General features: G+C 70.7%; 20 protein-coding genes. 4 read left to right on the top strand and 16 right to left on the bottom strand.

Annotation, left to right across the window (positions count from 1 at the left end; translation table 11 throughout):
* The coding region (locus BH719_RS00095; RefSeq protein WP_009399659.1) for an AMP-binding protein at positions 1–1,171 on the top strand (1,171 nt) is incomplete at its 5' end.
* A 13-nt stretch (positions 1,172–1,184) separates the two neighbouring features.
* Here BH719_RS00095 and BH719_RS00090 read toward each other — a convergent pair.
* Positions 1,185–2,198: a restriction endonuclease gene (locus tag BH719_RS00090; RefSeq protein WP_009399658.1), complete on the bottom strand. Its 1,014-nt coding sequence runs from the start codon at positions 2,196–2,198 to the stop codon at positions 1,185–1,187.
* Positions 2,199–2,383: 185 nt separating this feature from the next.
* Between BH719_RS00090 and BH719_RS00085 the strand changes: the two genes are divergently transcribed.
* A complete protein-coding gene (locus BH719_RS00085) occupies positions 2,384–3,598 on the top strand; it encodes an AAA family ATPase (protein ID WP_009399657.1) in 1,215 nt (404 codons plus the stop codon).
* Positions 3,598–4,257: a hypothetical protein gene (locus BH719_RS00080; RefSeq protein ID WP_009399655.1), complete on the top strand. Its 660-nt coding sequence runs from the start codon at positions 3,598–3,600 to the stop codon at positions 4,255–4,257. The genes BH719_RS00085 and BH719_RS00080 overlap by 1 nt, the downstream gene beginning before the upstream one ends.
* Here BH719_RS00080 and BH719_RS00075 read toward each other — a convergent pair.
* The 15 genes from BH719_RS00075 to BH719_RS00010 all read right to left on the bottom strand — a co-directional run bounded on the left by BH719_RS00075 (position 4,247) and on the right by BH719_RS00010 (position 19,155).
* Positions 4,247–4,678 (bottom strand): metal-sulfur cluster assembly factor, encoded by a 432-nt coding sequence (locus BH719_RS00075; protein WP_009399651.1) that lies wholly within the window; start codon positions 4,676–4,678, stop codon positions 4,247–4,249. The two genes, BH719_RS00080 and BH719_RS00075, sit on opposite strands and share 11 nt — an antisense overlap.
* Entirely contained in the window at positions 4,675–5,163 is a 489-nt protein-coding gene (gene sufU / locus BH719_RS00070) for a Fe-S cluster assembly sulfur transfer protein SufU (RefSeq protein WP_009399649.1), read from the bottom strand. Before sufU ends, BH719_RS00075 begins: the two co-directional genes overlap by 4 nt.
* 31 nt (positions 5,164–5,194) lie before the next feature.
* Entirely contained in the window at positions 5,195–6,472 is a 1,278-nt protein-coding gene (locus tag BH719_RS00065; RefSeq protein ID WP_034255084.1) for a SufS family cysteine desulfurase, read from the bottom strand.
* A gap of 2 nt (positions 6,473–6,474) precedes the next feature.
* Positions 6,475–7,224: a Fe-S cluster assembly ATPase SufC gene (gene sufC / locus BH719_RS00060; RefSeq protein ID WP_009399645.1), complete on the bottom strand. Its 750-nt coding sequence runs from the start codon at positions 7,222–7,224 to the stop codon at positions 6,475–6,477.
* A gap of 17 nt (positions 7,225–7,241) precedes the next feature.
* Positions 7,242–8,435: a Fe-S cluster assembly protein SufD gene (sufD, locus tag BH719_RS00055; protein ID WP_009399643.1), complete on the bottom strand. Its 1,194-nt coding sequence runs from the start codon at positions 8,433–8,435 to the stop codon at positions 7,242–7,244.
* Positions 8,435–9,880 (bottom strand): Fe-S cluster assembly protein SufB, encoded by a 1,446-nt coding sequence (sufB, locus tag BH719_RS00050; RefSeq protein ID WP_034219636.1) that lies wholly within the window; start codon positions 9,878–9,880, stop codon positions 8,435–8,437. Before sufB ends, sufD begins: the two co-directional genes overlap by 1 nt.
* A gap of 40 nt (positions 9,881–9,920) precedes the next feature.
* The gene (locus BH719_RS00045; protein WP_009399639.1) at positions 9,921–10,616 is read right to left on the bottom strand and encodes a helix-turn-helix transcriptional regulator; all 696 of its coding nucleotides are present in this window, start codon (positions 10,614–10,616) and stop codon (positions 9,921–9,923) included.
* Positions 10,617–10,773: 157 nt separating this feature from the next.
* Positions 10,774–11,403, bottom strand: coding sequence for an NUDIX domain-containing protein (locus BH719_RS00040; protein ID WP_009399637.1), 630 nt, complete (start codon positions 11,401–11,403; stop codon positions 10,774–10,776).
* Between the two features lie 92 nt (positions 11,404–11,495).
* Positions 11,496–12,398: a copper transporter gene (locus BH719_RS00035; protein ID WP_009399636.1), complete on the bottom strand. Its 903-nt coding sequence runs from the start codon at positions 12,396–12,398 to the stop codon at positions 11,496–11,498.
* Positions 12,395–13,561 carry a putative cytokinetic ring protein SteA gene (steA, locus tag BH719_RS00030; protein ID WP_009399635.1) on the bottom strand — a complete coding sequence of 389 codons (1,167 nt, stop codon included), beginning with the start codon at positions 13,559–13,561 and terminating at the stop codon, positions 12,395–12,397. The genes BH719_RS00035 and steA overlap by 4 nt, the downstream gene beginning before the upstream one ends.
* A complete protein-coding gene (recN, locus tag BH719_RS00025; RefSeq protein WP_034255083.1) occupies positions 13,558–15,228 on the bottom strand; it encodes a DNA repair protein RecN in 1,671 nt (556 codons plus the stop codon). The genes steA and recN overlap by 4 nt, the downstream gene beginning before the upstream one ends.
* Positions 15,225–16,058 carry an NAD kinase gene (locus BH719_RS00020; RefSeq protein ID WP_009399628.1) on the bottom strand — a complete coding sequence of 278 codons (834 nt, stop codon included), beginning with the start codon at positions 16,056–16,058 and terminating at the stop codon, positions 15,225–15,227. Before BH719_RS00020 ends, recN begins: the two co-directional genes overlap by 4 nt.
* Positions 16,051–16,884, bottom strand: a complete 834-nt coding sequence (locus tag BH719_RS00015) for a TlyA family RNA methyltransferase (RefSeq protein WP_009399627.1) — start codon at positions 16,882–16,884, stop codon at positions 16,051–16,053. The genes BH719_RS00020 and BH719_RS00015 overlap by 8 nt, the downstream gene beginning before the upstream one ends.
* 7 nt (positions 16,885–16,891) lie before the next feature.
* The gene (locus BH719_RS09445) at positions 16,892–17,041 is read right to left on the bottom strand and encodes a hypothetical protein (protein WP_009399626.1); all 150 of its coding nucleotides are present in this window, start codon (positions 17,039–17,041) and stop codon (positions 16,892–16,894) included.
* Positions 17,038–19,155 (bottom strand): HAD-IIA family hydrolase, encoded by a 2,118-nt coding sequence (locus BH719_RS00010; protein ID WP_009399625.1) that lies wholly within the window; start codon positions 19,153–19,155, stop codon positions 17,038–17,040. The genes BH719_RS09445 and BH719_RS00010 overlap by 4 nt, the downstream gene beginning before the upstream one ends.
* 6 nt (positions 19,156–19,161) lie before the next feature.
* On the opposite strand from BH719_RS00010, the gene BH719_RS00005 reads away from it, so the two are divergent.
* Positions 19,162–20,457 carry a hypothetical protein gene (locus BH719_RS00005; RefSeq protein WP_009399623.1) on the top strand — a complete coding sequence of 432 codons (1,296 nt, stop codon included), beginning with the start codon at positions 19,162–19,164 and terminating at the stop codon, positions 20,455–20,457.
* The last annotated feature ends 189 nt before the right edge of the window (positions 20,458–20,646 follow it).

The following is a 20,646-nucleotide window of genomic DNA, read 5'->3' as shown; positions in this document are numbered from 1 at the left end:
CGGCCAGTTGCGCGGGGAGGCGCCCGCGGGTTCGCGCTCGTGGGACCGGGCGGTCGCCCAGGCGGCGCCGCTGCCCGCCTCGTACCCCCGGCCCGGCGCCGAGGACGTGGCCGTCATCCTCCACACGTCGGGCACCAACGGGGTCCCCAAGTCCGCGCCCCTGACCCACCGCAATATCGGCGTCAACGTGCACCAGTGCGTGTTCTGGGTGTGGCGCCTGCACGAGGGGGCGGAGACGTTCTTCTCATTGCTCCCCTACTTCCACGCCTTCGGGCTCACGTTCTTCCTGTGCGCCGCCGTGCGCAAGGCGGCCACGCAGGTGCTCCTGCCCAAATTCGACGCGGCGATGGCCCTGGACGCGCACCGCAGGCGGCCCGTGTCCTTCTTCGTGGGGGTGCCGCCCATGTTCGACCGCATTCTCGCCGAGGCGCGCCGCACCCGTACGGATCTGACGTCGATCCGCTACTCGGTGGCCGGGGCGATGCCCCTGTCAACGGAGCTGGCGCAGCGCTGGGAGGAGGCGACGGGCGGCATGATCGTGGAGGGCTACGGCCTGTCGGAGACCTCGCCCGTCCTCACCGGCGCCCCGCTGTCGGACCGGCGCCGCCACGGCGTGCTCGGCGTGCCCTTCCCGTCGACCGAGTTGCGCCTCGTGGACTTGGAGGATCCGTCGCGCGACGTCGAGGACGGCCAGCCCGGCGAGATCCTGGTGCGCGGGCCGCAGGTGTTCTCCGGCTACTTGGACGCCCCCGAGGAGACTGCGGCGGTCTTCACCGGGGACGGGTGGCTGCGCACGGGGGACATCGGCGTCAACCACGACGGTTTCATCACGATGGCGGACAGGAAGAAGGAGCTCATACTCTCGGGCGGTTTCAACGTCTACCCCAGCCAGGTCGAGGACGCGATCCGCTCGATGCCGGGCGTGCGCGACGTGGCCGTGGTCGGCGTCCCCGCATCGGGCGCCTCCGAGCAGGTGGCGGCAGCGATCATCATGGAGGACGGCGTGGCGCCCCTGACCCTGGACGAGGTGCGCACGTGGGCGGAGAAGTCCATCGCCCATTACGCCCTGCCCCGCCAGCTGGTCTTCATCGCGGAGCTTCCGCGCAACCAGATCGGCAAGATCCTGCGCCGCAAGGCCGCCCAGATGGTGAAGGAGAGGCTGGGGCGCTAGCGCCCCTCCTCCCCTACGCCGGCCACCAGATGCGGATCAGGGGCAGGATCGCGCGGGCCTCCTCGTCGGCGCGGTCGTAGACCTCGATGTAGAGCCTCACGAAGTCGTCGAGGTCGATCAGGCGTATCGGGTAGTTCGCCCGCTCGGCCTCCCTGACCGCGTCCTTGGAAAAGCCGCCCGTGCTCACGTAGAGCCCGCGGTCGCCGCTGCGGAGCCCGCCGATGAAGGAACGGATGGCCGGTGCGCCGATCGGGTCCTTGCGGTGCTTCACCTCGGCGACGATGTGCGGGGACTCCAGCCCGAGGGCGTCGGGCGACGCCTCGACATCCCGCCCGCCGTCCGGCCCTTTGGCGGTGACGCGAGCGAAGTAGCCCATGGCCCGCAGGAGCCCCGCAGTCAACTGCTCCACCTGTTCCCATCCGAGCGCGAGCACGCGGTCTTTGATCCGCTCGATCCCGTCGTCGTAGGAGGCGGAGCGCGCCTCCTCGTCAGTCGTGTCGTCCACCTCGCCGTCTGCGGGCTCCGGGTCCCGGGCACCGCTGGCGCGCGCGAGGTCGGCCATGACCTCCCCGGATATGGTGAACAGCGTCGTCAGCGAGCCGAGGCTGTTCCGGGACGCCTTCGTGAGCAGGTCGCGGGGCGCCTCTGCGCTCCACTGGACCCGCCTCGTGTATGTGGTGCCCTCATCGTCCAGCGCGTTTTCGCAAGGACCGCTCACCTGCCCGATGTAGTAGTGCCGGGAACCGGGGTCGTACGTGACCACCGTGGAGCCGACCGTCAGATCATGGGCGAAATGATGCGCCTGGCGGGCGGGGTGGCGGGCGGCGAAGGCATCGCGCGAGGGGTGCGCCTTTGCGTAGGCCTCACTCAGTTGTGCGCGGGTCATCGCCGAGATATCCGCTCCGCCGAAGTCCCAGCCGATGCCGATGATCCCTTCTTCGCGCCATTTCGACGCGTAGACTCCCGCGCTCCCCGCGCGGACCATCCATCCCGTCTCTCCATGGCCACCAGTGGCGCGGGCGTCCATAGCACCTCCTAATATGTGCGGCCTCACGCCCATTCAGGATAGCACTGGAGCCTCATATGAACCGGAAGCGCATGGCGGTTCACGCGCCAGCCGGGGAGCGTGCGACACTAGAGGGCGGGACCGCCCCTCCCGCCCCGGTGCGATCCACTGCCCAACCCCGGACACGACGACGAAAGGCCACAGCCGTGAAGCTCACGCACGTCTCCCTCACGAACTGGCGGAACTTCGGCCACATCGAGTTCGACCTGGATTCCCGCCTCTTCGTCGTCGGCCCCAACTCCTCGGGCAAGACCAACCTGCTGGGGGCGCTGCGATTCCTCGGCGACATCGCGCGGCGCGGACTAAGGGCGGCCAACGAGGACTGGGGAGGGCCGAAGCACTGCTTCCGAACAGGTTCGTCTGAAGCGGGCTTCAGCATCACGGCGTCATCAGACGAACACACGGTCGAGTACGCCTTGAGCTTGCGTACGGGCAGATTGCCCTCCGACCTGCATACCCACGACGGCGCCACCGACGGAGTCATCGAATTTCCTGTCGAATTTCCTGCCGAGCGAATCGCCGTGATCAACCAGGAACGCCTCCGTATCGACCAGCGCACTATCGCCATAGACTCAACTCACGTCACATCACCTACGTCAATTCCTGTGTTGCTGGGCAAGGACTATTCACTCCTGGACCCTGGCAGCGCAGCCAGTACTGGGAACGAGCAACCCGTATTCGAACAGGTGCGCCAGTGTGTTTCCGGAGTGCGCTACATCCACCCCAACCCGAAGAAGATGAAGGAGCGCCTTGAAGGGCGCTTCGAGCCCGACGACCACGGAACTGGTTTCTTCCAACTCGCAGGCCGGTTCCCAGCCACTGCGCTGGACGCGGTTGTGGCCCGTATCCGTCCCATTATGGCGGCCACCGTCCCGGAGGTGCCGCATCTCTCCTACCGGCGACTTGCTGGGGAAGAGGTCGTCTTCTACAGCGACGACCCCCAGAGCGCCTCGTCGTACTCCACCCACGACCAGTTCTCCGAGGGAACCCTGCGCCTACTCGGCATCCTCTTCGATCTCGCGACTTTGCCGCGCAGCACCACCTTAGTGCTGCTGGAGGAGCCCGAAACCTTCCTGCAGCCCTCCGTCGTGCGCTCCCTGCCCTCCTTCCTGGCCGAGGTCGCGTACAGCAAACAGGTCCAGATGGTCATCACCACGCATTCTCCGGAACTCCTCTCCGATGAGACTATCGGCGCCGACCAGGTCCTGCTCCTGCGGACGACCGAGAAAGGAACAACCGGCGAGCTCCTCTCCGAAAGCGAAGATCCCCGCATCCGGGCGGCCGTCGAAGCGCAGTTCCCGCCCTCTGAGGTCGTGGAGCTCACCGCGCGCCACGAGATCCCCTCGAACGCGGTGATGTGATGATGCTGGCGCCACTGCCCGCAGAGGTGTATGTGGAGGGCACCACCGATGTCCCCATCATCCATTCGCTCCTAGAAGCCGCACAATGGCAGGTGGACGCCAGCGGCATACAGGTCGCCCGCGGGGTGAAGAACATACGGAAACGCATGTCTTCGCACGCGCAGGCCGCACAGTACTACCCGCGCATCCTCTTCGTCGACGGCGACCACCATTGCCCGAAAGAACTACGTGTCGAGATGGAGGGACTGAGCCAGATCACGCCTGTTCCGACCGGACTCATCATCCGCGTCGTTGACGTGTGCGTTGAGAGTTGGGTCCTCGCGGACCGTGACGGCCTCGCCACGTTCTGCGGCCTCAGTCCTTCCGCGATCCCCGATCCAGTCGCGCTGGGACGGAAGGGGAGCCACAAGGAGGTTCTGCTCAACGTGTTGAGCAGAGCGAGGATCAAAGACGTTCGCGAGGCGATGGTGCGCACGACGAAGGGAAAACTGAGCTTCGGCCCCCTCTACGGCCGCCGCCTCGCGGACTTCGCGACACGGCATTGGTCGGCCATCCGTGCCGCTGGCCACAACGACTCCCTGGCACGCGCCCTGGACCGCCTCACCCAGTTGCACGACTCCCTCGAGGGCGGCTGCGGCCGCCCGCCCCTCAGACGTTGAAGCCGATGGCGCGCAGCTGCTCGCGCCCGTCGGGGGTGATGCGGTCGGGCCCCCACGGCGGCATCCACACCCAGTTGATCTGGGTCTGGTCGGTGACGGAGGCCAGGATCATCTGGGCCTGGCGCTCGATGACATCGGTGAGCGGGCACGCCGCGGAGGTGAGCGTCATGTCGAGGCGCACGGCGTTATCGGGGGCGATGAACACCCCGTAGACCAGGCCGAGGTCGACGATGTTGATGCCGAGCTCGGGGTCGATGACGTCCTTGAGCGCCTCCAGGACGCTCTCCCCCGCCAGCGTCCCCTGCTCGACGATGTCGGTGCCGTCGATCTGGCGGACTTCGGCGCCCTCGGGGGCGGCGGGCTGGGCGGGCGCCGCGAAGCGCTGCTCCACAGGCTCGGACTGGGCCATGGGGTTGCTCATCTGGGTTCTCCTTGCTCGGTGGTGCCACTGGTGGCGGAGATGTCGTAGCCGGACTTGGCGATCGCGTCGCGCAGGGCGTACCAGCCCAGCAGGGCGCATTTGACGCGGTTGGCGAACTGGGAGGTGGACTCCAGGGCGGCTGCGTCGCCCAGGCGGTCCAGGACCTCGTCGTCGACGCCGAGGTTGCGCGAGTGCATCATGGCCTCCATGGCGCCGTAGAGGGCGCCGACCTCCTCCACGGACTTGCCGACGGCGAGGTCGGTGAGCATCGACAGGGAGGCCCGGGAGATGGAGCAGCCGTCGCCGTCCCAGTCCAGGGACGCCAGGGCGCCGTCCTCCAGCGTGACGCCCAGGGTGACCTCGTCGCCGCAGGTGGGGTTCACCTGGTGGGACGTGGCCGCGTGGCGGTGCGGATCCCCCGCGCCGTGGCGCTCGCGCGCGTGGTCGAGGATGACCTGCTGGTAGAGCTGGTCCAGACTGCCCATCGTGTTTCCCTTTCCTTCCCTTCGCGCGCCCTCAGCCGAAGAAGCCGCGCACCCTGCCCAGCGCCCCGACCATCCGCTCGATCTCGTCGGCGGTGGTCGTCAGCGCCACCGAGGCGCGGGCCGAGGAGCGCACCCCGAAGAACGTGTGCAACGGTATCGCACAGTGGTGCCCGACGCGCACCGCAACGTCGTAAGCGTCCATGACCTGGCCCACGTCGTGGGGGTGGACTCCGTCCACGGCGAAGGCGACCACGCCGATGCGGTCGGAGTCGGCGCCCGGGCCGAGGACGCGCACCCCCTCCACCGAGGAGATGCCCTCCAGCATGAGGCGCGTGAGCGCGTGCTCGTGGGCCTCCACGCGGTCCATGCCCAGCGCGTCCAGGTACTCCAGGGCCCTGGCCCACCCCGCGATCTGCGCGACGGGCTGCGAGCCGGCCTCGAAGCGCTCGGGCGGCGCCATGAACGTGCTGCCCTCCATGGAGACCCACTCGATCATGGAGCCTCCGGTGAGGACGGGGGGCATGGCCTCGAGCAGTTCCCCGCGCCCCCACAGCGCGCCCGCGCCCGTGGGCCCCAGCATCTTGTGGGAGGAGAACACGGCGAAGTCGGCCCCCAGGCGCGCCACGTCGATGGGCATGTGGGCGCTCGACTGGCAGGTGTCGAGCAGGACGAGCGCCCCTGCCTCCCTGGCGGCCGCGACGACCGCATCGACCGGCGAGACGGCGCCGGTCACGTTGGAGACGTGGGTGAGGGCGACCAGGCGGGTGTTGGGCGTGATGGCGTCCAGCGTGCCCAGGTCGACGCGCCCGTCCTCCAGCAGGTCCAGCCACGCCAGTTCTGCGCCGGTGCGCGCGCACAGCTCCTGCCAGGGGACGATGTTCGCGTGGTGCTCGGCGCGGGTGATGACAATGCGGTCGCCCTGGCCGATCCGCAGGCACTCCGCCGCAGCGCCGCCGCGCCCGCAGCTGGCGTGCCCGATCGCCAGGGCGACCAGGTTGATCGCCTCGGTGGCGTTCTTCGTCCACACGACCTCGTCGGCCCTGCCGCCGATGAAGCCGGCCAGCACCGAGCGGGCGCGCTCGAAGGCGTCGGTGGACTCGTCGCCCAGCAGGTGGGTGCCGCGGTGGACTGCGCCGTTGTGCAGCCTGTAGAAGTCGGCCTCCGCCTCGATGACCTGGCGGGGCTTCTGCGACGTGGCGGAAGCGTCCAGGTAGGCGATGGGCGCGCCGCCGCGCCCGTGGCGGGACAGGATCGGGAAGTCCGACCGTATCGCCTCGAGCTCGGCGGCGCTGAAGTCCTTCGCCGTCATCGTCACTTCAGGTACGTGTCGTAGCCGGTCTCCTCGAGCTGGTCGGCCAGCTCGGGGCCGCCCTGGGCGGCGACGCGCCCGTCGACGAAGACGTGGACGTGACTGGGTTTGATGTAGCGCAGGATGCGCGTGTAGTGGGTGATGAGCATGACACCGCAGCCGGTGTCGCCGTGGACGCGGTTCACGCCCTCGGAAACGATGCGCAGCGCGTCGACGTCCAGGCCGGAGTCGGTCTCGTCCAGCACGGCGAAGGAGGGCTTGAGCAGCTCCATCTGCAGGATCTCCAGGCGCTTCTTCTCTCCGCCGGAGAAGCCGACGTTGACGTCGCGCTCAGCGAAGTCGGGGTCCATGCGCAGGCCCTCCATGGCGCCGCGCACGTCCTTGACCCACGTGCGCAGGGCCGGGGCGCGGCCGTCGATCGCGGTCTTGGCGGTGCGCAGGAAGTTGGAGACGGACACGCCCGCGACCTCGACGGGGTACTGCATGGCCAGGAACAGGCCCGCCTTGGCGCGCTCGTCGACGCTCATCTCCGTGATGAGCTGGTCGTCCAGCCACGCCTCGCCGCGGGTGATCTCGTAGTCGGGGTGGCCGGCCAGTGCGTAGGCCATAGTGGACTTGCCCGATCCGTTGGGGCCCATGATGGCGTGGATCTCGCCGGACTCGATGGTGAGGTTGACGCCCTTGAGGATCTCCTTGGGGCCGTCCTGGGTCTCCACGGAGACGTGCAGGTCCTTGATTTTCAGTGTCGACATGTGTGTTCCTCGGGAAGTCAGTTGTTGCGGGACTTGGCCAGTTCGGCCTCGACGGTCGTCATGAGGTGCTCGACCACCTCGGGGACGCCGATCTGGTTGACGAGCTCGGCGAAGAAACCGCGCACGACCAGGCGCCGCGCCTCGGACTCGGGCACGCCGCGGCTCATGAGGTAGAACAGCTGCTCGTCGTCGAAGCGCCCCGTCGCCGAGGCGTGCCCCGCTCCCTTGATCTCACCGTTCTCGATCTCCAAGTTGGGCACCGAGTCCGCCCTCGCGCCCTCGGTGAGCACGAGGTTGCGGTTGAGCTCGTAGGTGTCGGTGTCGTCGGCGGCCTCGCGGATCAGGCAGTCGCCGATCCACACGGAGTGCGCGTCCTTGCCCTGCAGCGCGCCCTTGTAGGTGACGCGCGAGTAGCAGTTGGGCTGGGCGTGGTCGACGAAGACGCGGTGCTCCAGGTGCTGGCCGGCGTCGACGAAGTAGAGGCCGAGCATGGTGAGCTCGGAACCGGGCCCGCGGAAGTCCGTGTCGGAGCACACGCGCACCAGGTCGCCGCCGAAGGTGACGACGATGTGCGTGAGCTTGGCGTCGCGCCCCAGGGCGAGGCGCTGGTTGGAGGCGTGGACGACCGTGTCGTCCCACTCCTGCAGGGACACGACGGTCAGATCCGCGCCGTCGCCCGCCTCCACCTCGATGCCCTGGTTGACCCTGGCGCCGGGGCTGCCGGTGTGGGAGACGATGACGGTGGCCCTCGACATGGCGCCCGCGCGCACGACCAGGTGCTGGCAGCGCGTGCCCTCCACCCCGGTGACGGCGATGCGCACCGGCGAGGCGGGTTCCGCCTCGCGGGGGATCTCGACGACGGTGGCCTGGTCGAAGCCGTTCCAGGCGACCACGGCCGTGCGGTCGCCGGGGGCCAGGACCCTGCCCAGGCGCGCGTCGGAGCGGTCGGCCGTCTCGACGGTGACGCCGTCGGGGGCGTCGACGCTGATCGGAGCGTCGCCCCGGTCGTAGTTCGCGGGGTCGAAGAGCGCGTCGATGCGGCGCAGCGGCGTGAAGCGCCAGTCCTCCTCGCGCCCGGCGGGGACGGGGATGCCGTCGAGGGAGAAGGACGTGGGGCGGTCGGCGCGCGAGGAGTGCGAGGTCGATTCGGCGCCGCCCCCGTGGGAGTGGGCCTTGTTCATCGTCTCGGCGATAGTGTTGGGCGTGGGCATCAGCCGACGGATCCTTCCATCTGCAGTTCGATCAGGCGATTGAGTTCGAGGGCGTACTCCATGGGGAGCTCCTTGGCGATGGGCTCGACGAAGCCGCGGACGATGGTGGCCATCGCCTCGTTCTCCGCCAGCCCCCGGCTCATGAGGTAGAAGAGCTGGTCGGCGCTCACCTTCGACACGGTCGCCTCGTGCCCCATCTCGACGTCGTCGGTGCGCACGTCCACGTAGGGGTAGGTGTCGGTGCGCGACACCTTGTCGACCAGCAGCGCGTCGCACAGCACGTTGGACTTGGAGTGGCGCGCGCGTGCGTTGACCTTGACGAGGCCGCGGTACGAGGTGCGCCCCCCGCCCCGGGAAACGGACTTGGACACGATGGACGACGAGGTGTGGGGCGCCATGTGCACCATCTTCGCGCCCGTGTCCTGCTGCTGGCCGGGGCCGGCGAAGCCGATGGACAGGGTCTCGCCGCGGGCGTGCTCGCCCATGAGGAAGCAGGCGGGGTACTTCATGGTGATGGCGGCGCCCATGTTGCCGTCCACCCATTCCATGGTGCCGCCCTCGTCGACCATGGCGCGCTGGGTCACCAGGTTGAGGACGTTGGTCGACCAGTTCTGGATGGTCGTGTAGCGCACGCGCGCGTCCTTCTTCACGAAGATCTCGATGACGCCCGAGTGCAGGGAGTTCTCGTCGTAGATGGGCGCCGTGCAGCCCTCGACGTAGTGGACGTAGGACCCCTCGTCGGCGATGATGAGCGTGCGCTCGAACTGGCCCATCGCCTGGGTGTTGATGCGGAAGTAGGCCTGCAGCGGGATGTTCACGTGCACGCCCTTGGGGACGTAGACGAAGGATCCCCCGGACCAGGCGGCGGTGTTGAGCGCGGAGAACTTGTTGTCCCCGGCGGGCACGCACTTGCCGAAGTACTCCTCGAAGATCTCGGGGTGCTCGCGCAGGCCCGTGTCGGTGTCTGTGAAGATGACGCCCTGGCGCTCCAGGTCCTCCTGGATCTGCTGGTAGACGACCTCGGACTCGTACTGGGCGGCCACGCCGGACACGAGGCGCGCCTTCTCCGCCTCGGGGATGCCGAGGCGGTCGTAGGTGTCGCGGATCTCCTCGGGCAGGTCCTCCCAGTCGTTGACCTGGCGGTCCGTGGGGCGCACGTAGTATTTGAAGGCGTCGAAGTCGACGCCCGACAGGTCGGGCCCCCAGGCGGGCATCGGTTTGCGGTCGAAGAGCTCGAGGGCTTTGAGGCGCCGCTCCCGCATCCACTGCGGTTCGCCCTTCACGTCCGAGATATGGCGGACGATGCTCTCGTCGATTCCGTAGGGCACGCCCTTGGAGTAGTCGTCGGAGTCGTGCCATCCGAACTCGTACTTCCCGATGGAACCGATGATCTCGTCGTCGGTCATGCGACGTTCTTCAGCGCCCAATGGGGGTGCCTGGGTCATAGTGGTGTCAACCTCTCATCAATGTGCTCTGCGCGCTTGCTTACTTGCGCAGCGCCGCCCGCGCTCCGGGGCGGATGGTGGGCATGCCCACCGGGATGTGCGTGGTGCACACGTGCTCGCCGCCCGCGAGCGTGGCGAGTCGTTGGACGTGGACGTCGAGCAGGCGGGAGAACGCCTGGGTCTCTGCGTCGCACAGCTGGGGGAAGTCCCCCGCCACGTGCTGGATGGGGCAGTGCCCCTGGCACAGCTGGACCGCGAAGGTGCCGTTGGCGATCTCGCGCACGGTGGCGGCGTAGCCGTCCTGGGTGAGGGCGTCGGCCAGCGCCTGGGCGCGCACGCGCGGGTCCTTCCCGGCGTCGCGCACGATGGGGGCGTAGCGCCTCTCGATCTCGCGCGAGCGCGCCGCGGCGAAGGAGTCGACCGCTTCCTCGCCGCCGACCTGCCCCAGGTGCCTGAGGGCTTTGACGGCCAGGTCGGAGTACCCGTCGGCCAAGTGCATGTGGGCGCGCTCGGTGGCGATGTAGTGGCGCGCGGGGCGGCCCCTGCCGCGTTTGGCCACCGTGCCGGGCTCGTGCTCGGCGATCTCCCCCGACTCCATGAGGATCGTGATGTGCCTGCGCACCGCTGCGGTGGTCAGCCCCAGGATCCTCGCGATGGCGGACGCCGTGACCGGGCCCTTCTCGACGACGAGGTCGAGGACCTGCTGGCGGGTGTTCGCGTCCTGCGCGTCGGCCATGGTTCCTCCCGTCCCGTCGTGTCGCGGGCGCGGCCCGCGTGCTTTTCTGACACGAGTCTACTTCAATTTCGATAGAAGGGCGTTGCGAAAACCCGTGCGCGTTGTAAATCCGCACACACCCGTTGGGACCAACGGCCCATCCTGGCGGCCGGGCCGTTCAGCGGAACCAGGGGGAGGCGGCGGGGCGCAGGGACGCCCACCGGCCCGCGCGCGCCGCGTGGGCAGCCAGCAGTCCTGCGACGGAGTTCGGATTGTGGATCCGGCCGTCCAGGACGGCGGCGACCGCCTCGTCGAGGCCCACCCACGCGGCCTCGATGCCGGCCTCCTCGTCGCTGCGCGCGAAGGCTGTGCCCGTCGGGGCCAGATCGCGGGCCAGGAAGACGCGGATGGGCTCGGTGGAGCCTCCAGGGGAGGTGAAGTAGTCGACGAGGGCGTCCCACCGGTCGGCCTTCAGGTCCGCCTCCTCGGCGAGTTCCCGTTGGGCGGCCACGACCGGCTCCTCGTCCTCCACGTCGAGCAGCCCCGCGGGGATCTCCCACAGCTCGGCGCGCACGGGGTGGCGGTACTGGCGCAGCAGCAGCACTTCCTCCTGCCCCGCCGGCCCGCGCAGGGCGACCACGCCGACGGCCCCCGGGTGGCGCGTGTACTGGCGGCGCACCGGGTCCTTTCCCTGCTCGACGACCACCTGGTCCTCGCAGAAGTCGACCACTAGCCCCCGGACCAGGACGGTCTGGGACTCCACTGGCCTGGGGGCGCGGGAGTCCGCGATCCTGTGCGATTCGTTCATTGTCACTCCGTCATTGCTCTGCGGTCTGCGGTCTGCGCGCACGCGCGCGGCCCGCACCATCGTATAGGAGGCGCGGGCCGCTCGGGGGCAACTCAACTGCCGCTGGGCACCGCCGACTGCGCGCCCGCCCCCACGCCGTAGGCGCGGGCCGATGCGGACGGCGAGGCGAGGGCGAGGGCCGTGTCCACGGCACCGAGCGTGGTCCCCACCGAATCGACCGTCGTCACGGCGACCCCGTGGGCGCGCAGCTGCGCCACGAGGGATCCCTTGGCGGAGGCGTCGCCCAGGACCACTCCGGAGGTGGCGCCGACGGCCTGGCCGAGCCCCGCCCACGCGTCGGCCGACCGCTCGACGGCGGGGGCGGCGGTGGACTTGGAGCCCTGGGCGTCGGGGCGCGGGCCGATGGCGACCAGCGCCTGCCCGGCGCCCTTCGGATCCTCGTCGATGGTCATGATCGGCGTGGTCTTGTCGGTGAGGATCTGGGACAGCAGGTTGGACTCGGAGTCCGTGGAGGAGACGACCTGCGCGATCGAGTAGCCGATCACGGCGTCCGCGCTGGCGGTCGCGGCCGCCGGGTTGGACAGGTGCGAGGCGAGCGTGGCCGACAGCGTCGTGCGGTACTGCGACATGGCCTGGGAGTCCCAGTTGTCGGAAAGGGTGATGGCTCCGACCACCTGCGCGCCCGCGCCAGTGAGGGTCTCGCGCACGCTGGTCACGTCCTCGCTGCGCGCCCCCGGCAGGGTGAGCACCACCACGGACTTGCCGGCCAGTGACTGGCCGAGGCGCGCCGTGGCCAGCTCTTTGAGGCCCGCGGCCTCCGCACTCGCCTGGGCGCTGAGCTCGGCCGCCTGCTCGGACGCCGCCTGGGACTGCTCGCCGGGGCCCATCGCCGAGTTGATGCGCGCCTGCAGGGGACCGGCCCCCAGCACGATGCCGACCGCGAGGGCGACGAAGATGCCGATCACGGACACGACGTGGTAGCGGAAGTTGATCATAGGACTCCTCCGATCAGGGCCTGCGCGTAACCGGGCCCGGTGGACAGGTGGGTGGCGAGGCCGAAGAGGCGGTGGAAGGCGTCGTTGCCCCACGGGGTCGACCACAGGGCGGCGCCCATGAGCACCAGCGCCACCACGGCCAGGAGCACCAGCGCCCACCCCCTGGGCCGGGGCTTGTGCGTCGCGGCGACCGCCTGGGGTGCGATCAGCAGGTCCCCGGCGACCAGGCGCGAGAAGAACGCAGGGGCCATGGCGGCGCGCCCCTGGTCGAGGAAGTCGTCGAGGCCCCGTTCCATGCCGGCTGTGACGATCGCCGAGGCGCCCGCGTGGGTGGCGACGACGCACGCCGCGTCCTGGGCGCTGCCCGACATGGTGACCGTCTCGTAGGGCACGCCCATCCGGTCCAGGCGCTCGCGACCGGGCGCGATGCCGTCGGAGCCGACGCGCACGACCACGCGCTTGGCCTTGCGGATGGCCTTCTCGCCCATCAGGGTGGCGTCGCCGACGACGACGTGGGGGGTGATCCTGTGGGCCAGGGCCGCGTCGGCCCCCGCGTCCACGGCCACGACGATGGGGGCGGCCTCCTTGCGCCAGGGCCCCAGGACGGCCAGGTCCTCGGCCAGGCGCGGGCCGTCGACGACCAGCAGTACGGGCCGCGAGTCCACGATGCCCGCCAGCTGCGGGCTCCCCTCCCCCCGTATGAGCAGGTCCCCGTCGAGCGCCAGGTAGTCGTCGATGGAGGCGGTGAACGCCTCGACCTGGGTCGCCAGGCCCGTGTCGTCCTCGGCTGCGGCGTCCTCTCCGGCGACCCTGCGCCCGCTGGCGACGACCGAGCCGTCGCGCAGGACCCGGTCGCCCACGATCCTGATCCGCTCCCCCTCGCGCAGGGTCATGATGTCCTGGCCGAGGTCGTCGATCAGGGGGATCCCCGCGTCCAGGAGGGCGGCCGCCCCCAGGACCTTGTGGCGCCCCGTCGCGGAGGGCGCGGCGTTGAGGACCGCCGCGGGTTGGCGCGCGGCCAGGGCGAGCGCGGACTGGCGGTCCAGGTCCGGGCGGTCGATGACCGCGATCTCGCCGGCCTCGAGGCGGGTGGCCAGGGCCCTCGGGCGCTCGTCGACGCGGACGCGCCCCTGGATGTCGTCGGGTGTGGATGTGTCTCTCATCCCTGCGATTGTGACACGGCCGAGCCCAGGACTTCGATAGCGTTGCGGCGCGCCGTCGGCGAGTGCGGATCGCCACCCATCATCCTGGTGAGCTCGGCCTCCCTGTCGGCTCCGGTGACGGCGCGCACGGACGTGGTCCCGTCCTCCTTCGCTATCACCAGGTGGTGGGATGCGAAGGCAGCGACCTGGGCGAGGTGGGTGACGACGATGACCTGGTGGTTCTCCGCCAGGCGCGCCAGGCGGGCGCCGACCTCCGTGGCGGTCTGGCCGCCGATTCCGGCGTCGATCTCGTCGAAGACGAAGGTCGAGGAGGAACCGTCGCGCCCCAGGATGAGCTCCAGGGCCAGCATCACGCGCGACAGCTCGCCGCCCGAAGCGCCCGATCCGAGGGGGCGGGGCGGGGCGGAGGGATGGGGGCGCAGCAGGAAGCCGATGGTCTCCAGACCGTGGGAGGTGGGTTTGGAGGGGGTGAGCGCGATGGACAGGGAGGCGTCGGGCATGGACAGGGCGCGCAGCTCCTCATCGACCTGGGCGGACAGGGAGTCGGCGAGGCGCCGCCGCTGCTCGCTGAGACGTCCGCCCAGCTCGAGGACGCGCTCCTGCGCCGCGGCGAGGGCGCGCTCGAGGGCCTCGGGGTCGGAGTCGGGCGAGGACAGCTCCTCGAGCCGCTCCAGGGCGGCCTCGTTCCAGGCGAGGAGCCCCTCGATGTCGCCGGCCCGCCCGCGCAGCGCGTCCTTGATGGCGGCCCTGCGCTCGTGGACGCGCGCCAGGGCCGCCGGATCCGGCTCGAGGGTGCGCGAGTAGGCGGAGACGTCGTCGGCCAGTGCCTCGACCTCGAGGATCTGCGACTGGAGGCGCTGGCACATCCCCACGACCGACTCGTCGTAGCGGCCCGCCCCCTCGAGTTCGGCGAGGGCCTGGCGCGCCAGGTCGATCGCGCCGGGCACGGAGTCGCCGCCGCGCAGGGCGCCCTGGGCGGCCTCGCAGTGGGCGCGCAGGTCCTGGACGTTCGTGAGCCGCGCCGATTCGCGGGCCAGTTCCTCCTCCTCCCCCACTGCCAGGCCGAGCGAGGCGATGCGCGCGGTCGCAGCGGCGAGGTCCTCGATCTCCTCCTCGCGCCCGTCCCGGTCGGCGAGCGCCGCGTCGAGGCGCTTCTTCGCCGCGACCGCGGCGTGGAACGCCTCCCGGTAGCTCGCGACGAGCTCCTGGTGCGCCGCTGCGCCGAAACGGTCGAGGGCCTCGCGCTGGGCGTTCTGGGAGGTGAGGCGGATCTGGTCGGACTGGCCGTGGATGGTCACCATGGACCCGACGATGCCCGCGATGGCGGAGGCGGGCACAGGGCGCCCGCCCAGGCGCGCCCGCGACCTGCCGCGCGCGGGTACGGTGCGCCCCACGATGAGCTCGCCGTCCTCGACGACGCCGCCCGCCTCTTCGGCGCGCTCCGCCGTGCCCTCGTCGACCTCGAAGACCCCGTCGACGTCGAGGCGCGCCGCGCCCTGGCGGACCAGTGCCGCGTCGGCGCGCCCTCCCAGCAGCAGGAGCAGGCTGGAGAGCACCATCGTCTTGCCCGCCCCCGTCTCGCCGGTCACCACGGTCAGCCCGGGGCCGAAGTCCGCGTGCGCCTCGGCGATGACCCCGAGGTTGCGGATGTCGATGGACGTGATCATGCGTCCGTGCCCCTCCATCCGCCGACCGGCAGGTTGAACTTGGTGACGAGGCGCGCGGAGAAGGGGGTGTCGTCGACGCGCACGAGGCGCACGGGCCTGGATCCCACGCGCGCGGTCACGGTGGATCCTGCGGGGACCTCTTCGCGGCGCAGGCCGTCGCACCACATCTCGGGCGCGGTCCACATGTCGTGGAGGACGACGATCTGCAGGCACGAGGAGGGGCCGAGCACCAGGGGCCGGGTGAACAGCCCGTGCGCGGCCAGGGGGGCGACGATGACCGCTTCCGTGTCGGGCCACACCACGGGGCCGCCCGCTGAGAACGAGTAGGCCGTCGATCCGGTCGGCGTGGAGACGATCATGCCGTCGGCGCCGTAGGTGGAGACCTCCTGCCCGTCGACGATGAGGGCGAAGTGCACCGGGTGGGCGACGTCCGTGTGCATGACGACCGCCTCGTTGAGCGCCCAGTCCGAGGCCGCGGTGCCGTCGGGGCGGTCCACCCGCACGTCCAGGGTCATGCGGGACTCGACGCGGTAGTCGCCTTCTGCGATGCGGGCCGCCACCTCCCCCACGCCGCGCTTTGACAGCTGCGTGAGGAACCCCATGTGCCCGGCGTTGACGCCGAGCAGCGGCACGTCGCGCTGCCGGGCGTGCGAGGCCGCGGCCAGGAAAGTGCCGTCGCCCCCCATCGCGAGCACCAGGTCGATGTCGGCGGCCGCCCCCTCCGTGACGACCTCGATGCCGAGCGCCTCGAGCTCCGTCCTCACGGACTCGGCGGCGCGGATCGCCTCGGGCCTGGCCACGTGGCGGACCAGCATGACGCGGTCAGCCATGGAGCGCCCCGCCCGCTGGGCCGCGCCGCACTGCGTCGCGGATGTGGTCGGTGAGCGTGCCCGGGTCGATCGGCGTCGGATGGCCTTTGCGCATGTGAATAAAATACTCGATATTGCCGCTGGGCCCCGGCAGCGGGGACGCCTGCACGGCGGCGATGGCGAGCCCCTCCGCCAGGGCGCAGCGCGCCACCTTCTCCACGGTCTCCACGTGGTGCGCGGGGTCGCGCACCACTCCCCCGCGCCCCAGGCGGTCCTTGCCGATCTCGAACTGGGGTTTGACCATGAGCAGGAAGTCCGCGTCCGGGGCCGCTGCCGCCACCAGTGCCGGGATCACCAGCGTCAGCGAGATGAACGACATGTCGCCGACGACCACTTGAGGCGCGGGCGCCACGGCGCGGGGGTCCAGCGTGCGCACGTTCGTGCGGTCGAGCACGTGGACGCGGGGGTCGGTCTGGAGTTTCCACGCCAGTTGGCCGTAGCCGACGTCGACGGCCACCACTGAGGACGCGCCGCGCCGCAGCAGCACGTCCGTGAACCCTCCCGTCGACGCGCCGGCGTCCAGGCACCGCCTGCCCGCGATGACGGGCGCGGCGTCCCCCAGGGCGTCGAGGGCCCCGGCCAGTTTGTGGGCGCCCCGCGAGACGTAGCCCTCGTCGTCCCCCTGGGCGACGACGACGGCCTGGGCGGGGTTCATCTGGCGCGCGGGCTTGAGCACGACTTCCCCGTCCAACCGGACGCGGCCGGATTCGATGAGCTCCTGGGCGTGTCCGCGCGAGCGCGCGATGCCGCGCCGCACTAGTTCGGAGTCGAGTCTCCTCAGTCTCACGCTTCTCCTAGCGCCCCGGGGCTGGCGGGGCAGTCGGCGAATCGAGGCCCTGGCGCAGCCGGGCGTCGATGGCGGTCAGCACGTCGACGCGCGCTTGGGCGCCCAGCTGGTCGAAGTCGGCCAGCTGGGCGTCGACCTGGTTGGACAGGGTCGTCATCGCCCGTCCTCGTCCATGCCGGAGGTCTCTGCCAGCAGCGCCTCCAATTCCTCCTCGCCCGGCAGGAACTCGGGGATCTGGTCCGCGGGATCGGGCAGGGAGTCGGCAGCGGCGGCCACGTCCTCCGGATCGGCGGCGGCATCGGCATCCGCATCGGGACCGGCGGGCGCCCCGGTGGTGGAGTCCGAATCCGCGGGGGGCCAGCCCGCTTCCTCCGCGGGCTCTTCAGAGTCCCGGTCGAGCGCGGCCGGATCCTGCTCCGGCGCGCTCTCAGCGGAGTCCGCCCCGGCGCCGACCGCCCCTGAGAGGGCCTCCGCGCCATCGCCGACGGCCCCGTCATAGTCCGCCTCGGGCTCCGCGCCGACCACGGCCGCAGAGTCGGCGTCCTGAGGGGAGGCCCCGTCGGCGGAGCCGGAGTCCTCCTGCGAATCGGCCGGGGCCTCTTCGGAGGCAGTGGCCCCCACGGTCTCGGAGCTGGAGTCCTCCTGCGGTTCGGGCGGTGCGACGACGCCCGTCGGATCGTCGTTGTCGACGACGGTGATCCGCGGGCAGTGCGGCTCACCGAACTCGTCGGCGTACTCCCATGCGGCGGCCGCGAGGGCCCGGTAGGAGTCGATCGTCACCGCTTGGCCGTCCACGAGCTCGATGTCGTCGAGCGTGAGCGCACCCGAGCGGGTGGCCTTCGCCACCTGGGAGAAGCCGCAGGTCCACGTTCCGTCGCGGTGGTGCTTGGGACCGGGGTGGGCCTCGAGCAGGCCGCGCATGTCGCGCGCCAGGAACGAGGGGCGCTGACCCCGGGGCGCGCGCAAGACGTCCTGCGCGCCGTGGACGCCGGTGAGCACGTGCATCGCGGGGACCCGCGCGTTGACGGCGCCCATGATGTCCGTCTCCAAGCGGTCTCCGACGGCGAGGGGGCGCTCGCCCCCGACCCGGCGGGCGCCGCGCTGGTAGATGCTCGCCTCCGGTTTGCCCGCCGCGACGGGGCGCTTGCCGGTGGCGTGCCGGATGGCGCGCACGAGGGCGCCGTTCCCCAGGGCCTGGCCCCGTTCCTCGGGCAATGTGGCGTCGAGGTTCGTGGCGTAGTAAGCGGCACCGCGCTGGATCGCGAACGCCCCCTCGCTCAGGGTGCTCCAGTCGACCTGCTTGTCCAGGCCCTGCACGACTGCGACGGGTTCGTCGTCGGCGCTCGCGACCACGGTGAAGCCGTTCTCCGCAAGTGCCTGGCGCAGTCCCTCACCGCCGATCATGAAGACCTTGGCGCCTTCCTCGAGCTCCTCCGCCATATTCGCGGCGGCGTCCATAGCGGAGGTCATGACCATGTCGGGGGTCGCTTCGAAGCCCATGGCGTTGAGCTTGTCGGCCACCTGCTGGGGCGTGCGCATCGCGTTGTTGGTGACGAAAGCGCTCTTCATGCCGCGCTCGCGCGAGGCCAGGACCGCGTCAGCGGCGTGGTCGATGGTCTGGTCGCCTGCCCACGCCGTGCCGTCCAGGTCCAGCAGGGCCACGTCGTAGAGGTCGGCCAGGGGGGCCTCGGTGCCGCGCAGCGGGGACCGCTTGGAGTCCACGTCGGCGTCCTGGTAGAGCGACACGTCGACGATGTCGGGGGCTTCGATCTCCTCGGGCATGGCGGCCAGGGTCTCGTCCGCCTCGTCGTCGCGCCCGAGTTCGCGCAGGCGGTCCGCCTTGACCTCCATGAGACGGCGCACCAGCGTCTCGTCGGCGCCGTCACCGAGGCGGGCCAGGGCGTCATCGACGATCACGAGGCCGACGTCGGACTGGCCCAGGTCGGCGCGCGCGCCCGAGGAGACGAGGACCAGCTCGACCTGCTCGGAGAGCTCCATGCCGACGGTGCTGGCCGCATCGACGATCTCGACCGCCTTCTCGGGGTGGCCGAGCCCCCTCTCGGAGTCCGCTTCAACGGCGCGCAGCGAGTCGTCCCCGCGCATGCGGCGCACAGCGCGCACCTCCCGCAGCGCCTCCTCGTAGCGCCCCGAGGCGTAGGCCGTCAGGGCCGCCGCCTCCCGGACCACGTCGACGCGACCAGCGCGCGCCACAGCGGCCTGGGCGTGCTTGTACGCCTCCTGCGGATCCAGGTCGATGAGTTGTCCGGCCATCACCAGATGACGGGCGACGATATCACGGTTCGGCCCGGACAGCGTCTCCAGCGCGACCAGGGCCTGGGGGTCGAGCTCCTCGGGGGACACGCCCGCGGGGATCGCCGGTCCGCCGTCCCGGGAGGCGAACTCGCTCGTGCTGGAATAACCCTGGTTACTGCGGTCGTCGAGCCGGCCCCGCCCGGAACGGTCGTCGCGGTCGAAGCGTTTGGGTCCGCGCTGGTCGTCGCGTCCGCGGTCGTAGCCGAGTCCGTCCCGGTCGTCCCGGCGGAATCCGCGGCCGCGGTCTGCGTTGTCGTAGCGGCGCTCACCCCGCCCGTCGCGCTGGTACCTGCCACCGCCCTGGTGCTCGCCGTCGCGCTGGAAGCGGTCGTCGCGCTGACGGCGGTCCCCTCCGGAGCGGTAGCCGTCACGGTCGTCGCGCCGGTAACCACGGTCCTGGCGCTGCCCGTTCTGGTAGCCACCGGAGTAGCGGTGGTCCCCCCGGTCGTCGCGGTCGAAGCGTTTGGGTCCGCGCTGGTCGTCGCGTCCGCGGTCGTAGCCGCGTCCGTCCCGGTCGTCCCGGCGGAATCCGCGGCCGCGGTCTGCGTTGTCGTAGCGGCGCTCACCCCGCCCGTCGCGCTGGAAACGATCGTCACGTTGGAAGCGGTCGTCGCGCTGACGGCGGTCCCCTCCGGAGCGGTAGCCGTCGCGGTCGAAGCGTTTGGGTCCGCGCTGGTCGTCGCGTCCGCGGTCGTAGCCGCGTCCGTCCCGGTCGTCCCGGCGGAATCCGCGGCCGCGGTCTGCGTTGTCGTAGCGGCGCTCGCCCCGCCCGTCGCGCTGGAAACGGTCCTCGCGCTGGTACCCGCCACCGCCCTGGAAACGATCGTCGCGCTGACGGCGGTCCCCTCCGGAGCGGTAGCCGTCACGGTCGTCGCGCCGGTAACCACGGTCCTGGCGTTGCCCGCTCTGGTAGCCGCCTTGGCCCCGGTATCCGCCACGGCCCCGTTGGTAGCGATCACCGCCCCGATCATCGTCACCGTGACCGTAGCCTTCACCGTTCTGCCTGTACTCACCGCGCTGGTAGCGGTCCTCCCTGCCGCCGTACGACCCCGGGCCCCGACCCCGGTCGTCCCGTTGCCGATGACCACCTTCGGAGCGGTCTCGCCAACCCGGCTGCCGCCGTTGGTACCCGCCACGACCGTTCTCGTCGCGTCCTCGTGTCTCGTCTGCCATGGCGTCTACCTCTATTTCCGCACGGTGGTGCTGTTGTTCGACGTGGGTCCCTGTGGGCACGCCTGTGATTGCCTATGCCCATACTAGCCTCCGTGTGCTGGGAAGCTGGTTTTGTGTGGTTGTGTGGCGGGTGGGTGTGCGGTATTCCTCGCGTCGTCGCGTGTTCGCGTGCTGTGTGCTGGTTTGGCGCGCGCGTGTGGCTGTGTGCGTTGTTGTGTGCCCGCGCGCTCGCGTGTTGGCGTGGTCGCGTGCCCGCGTGTGTGTTGGCTGGTTTGA

Source organism: Pauljensenia hongkongensis, assembly GCF_001746855.1.
In the GTDB taxonomy this organism is placed as follows: Bacteria; Actinomycetota; Actinomycetes; order Actinomycetales; family Actinomycetaceae; genus Pauljensenia; species Pauljensenia hongkongensis.
This window is presented reverse-complemented; position numbering and strand designations above follow the sequence as displayed.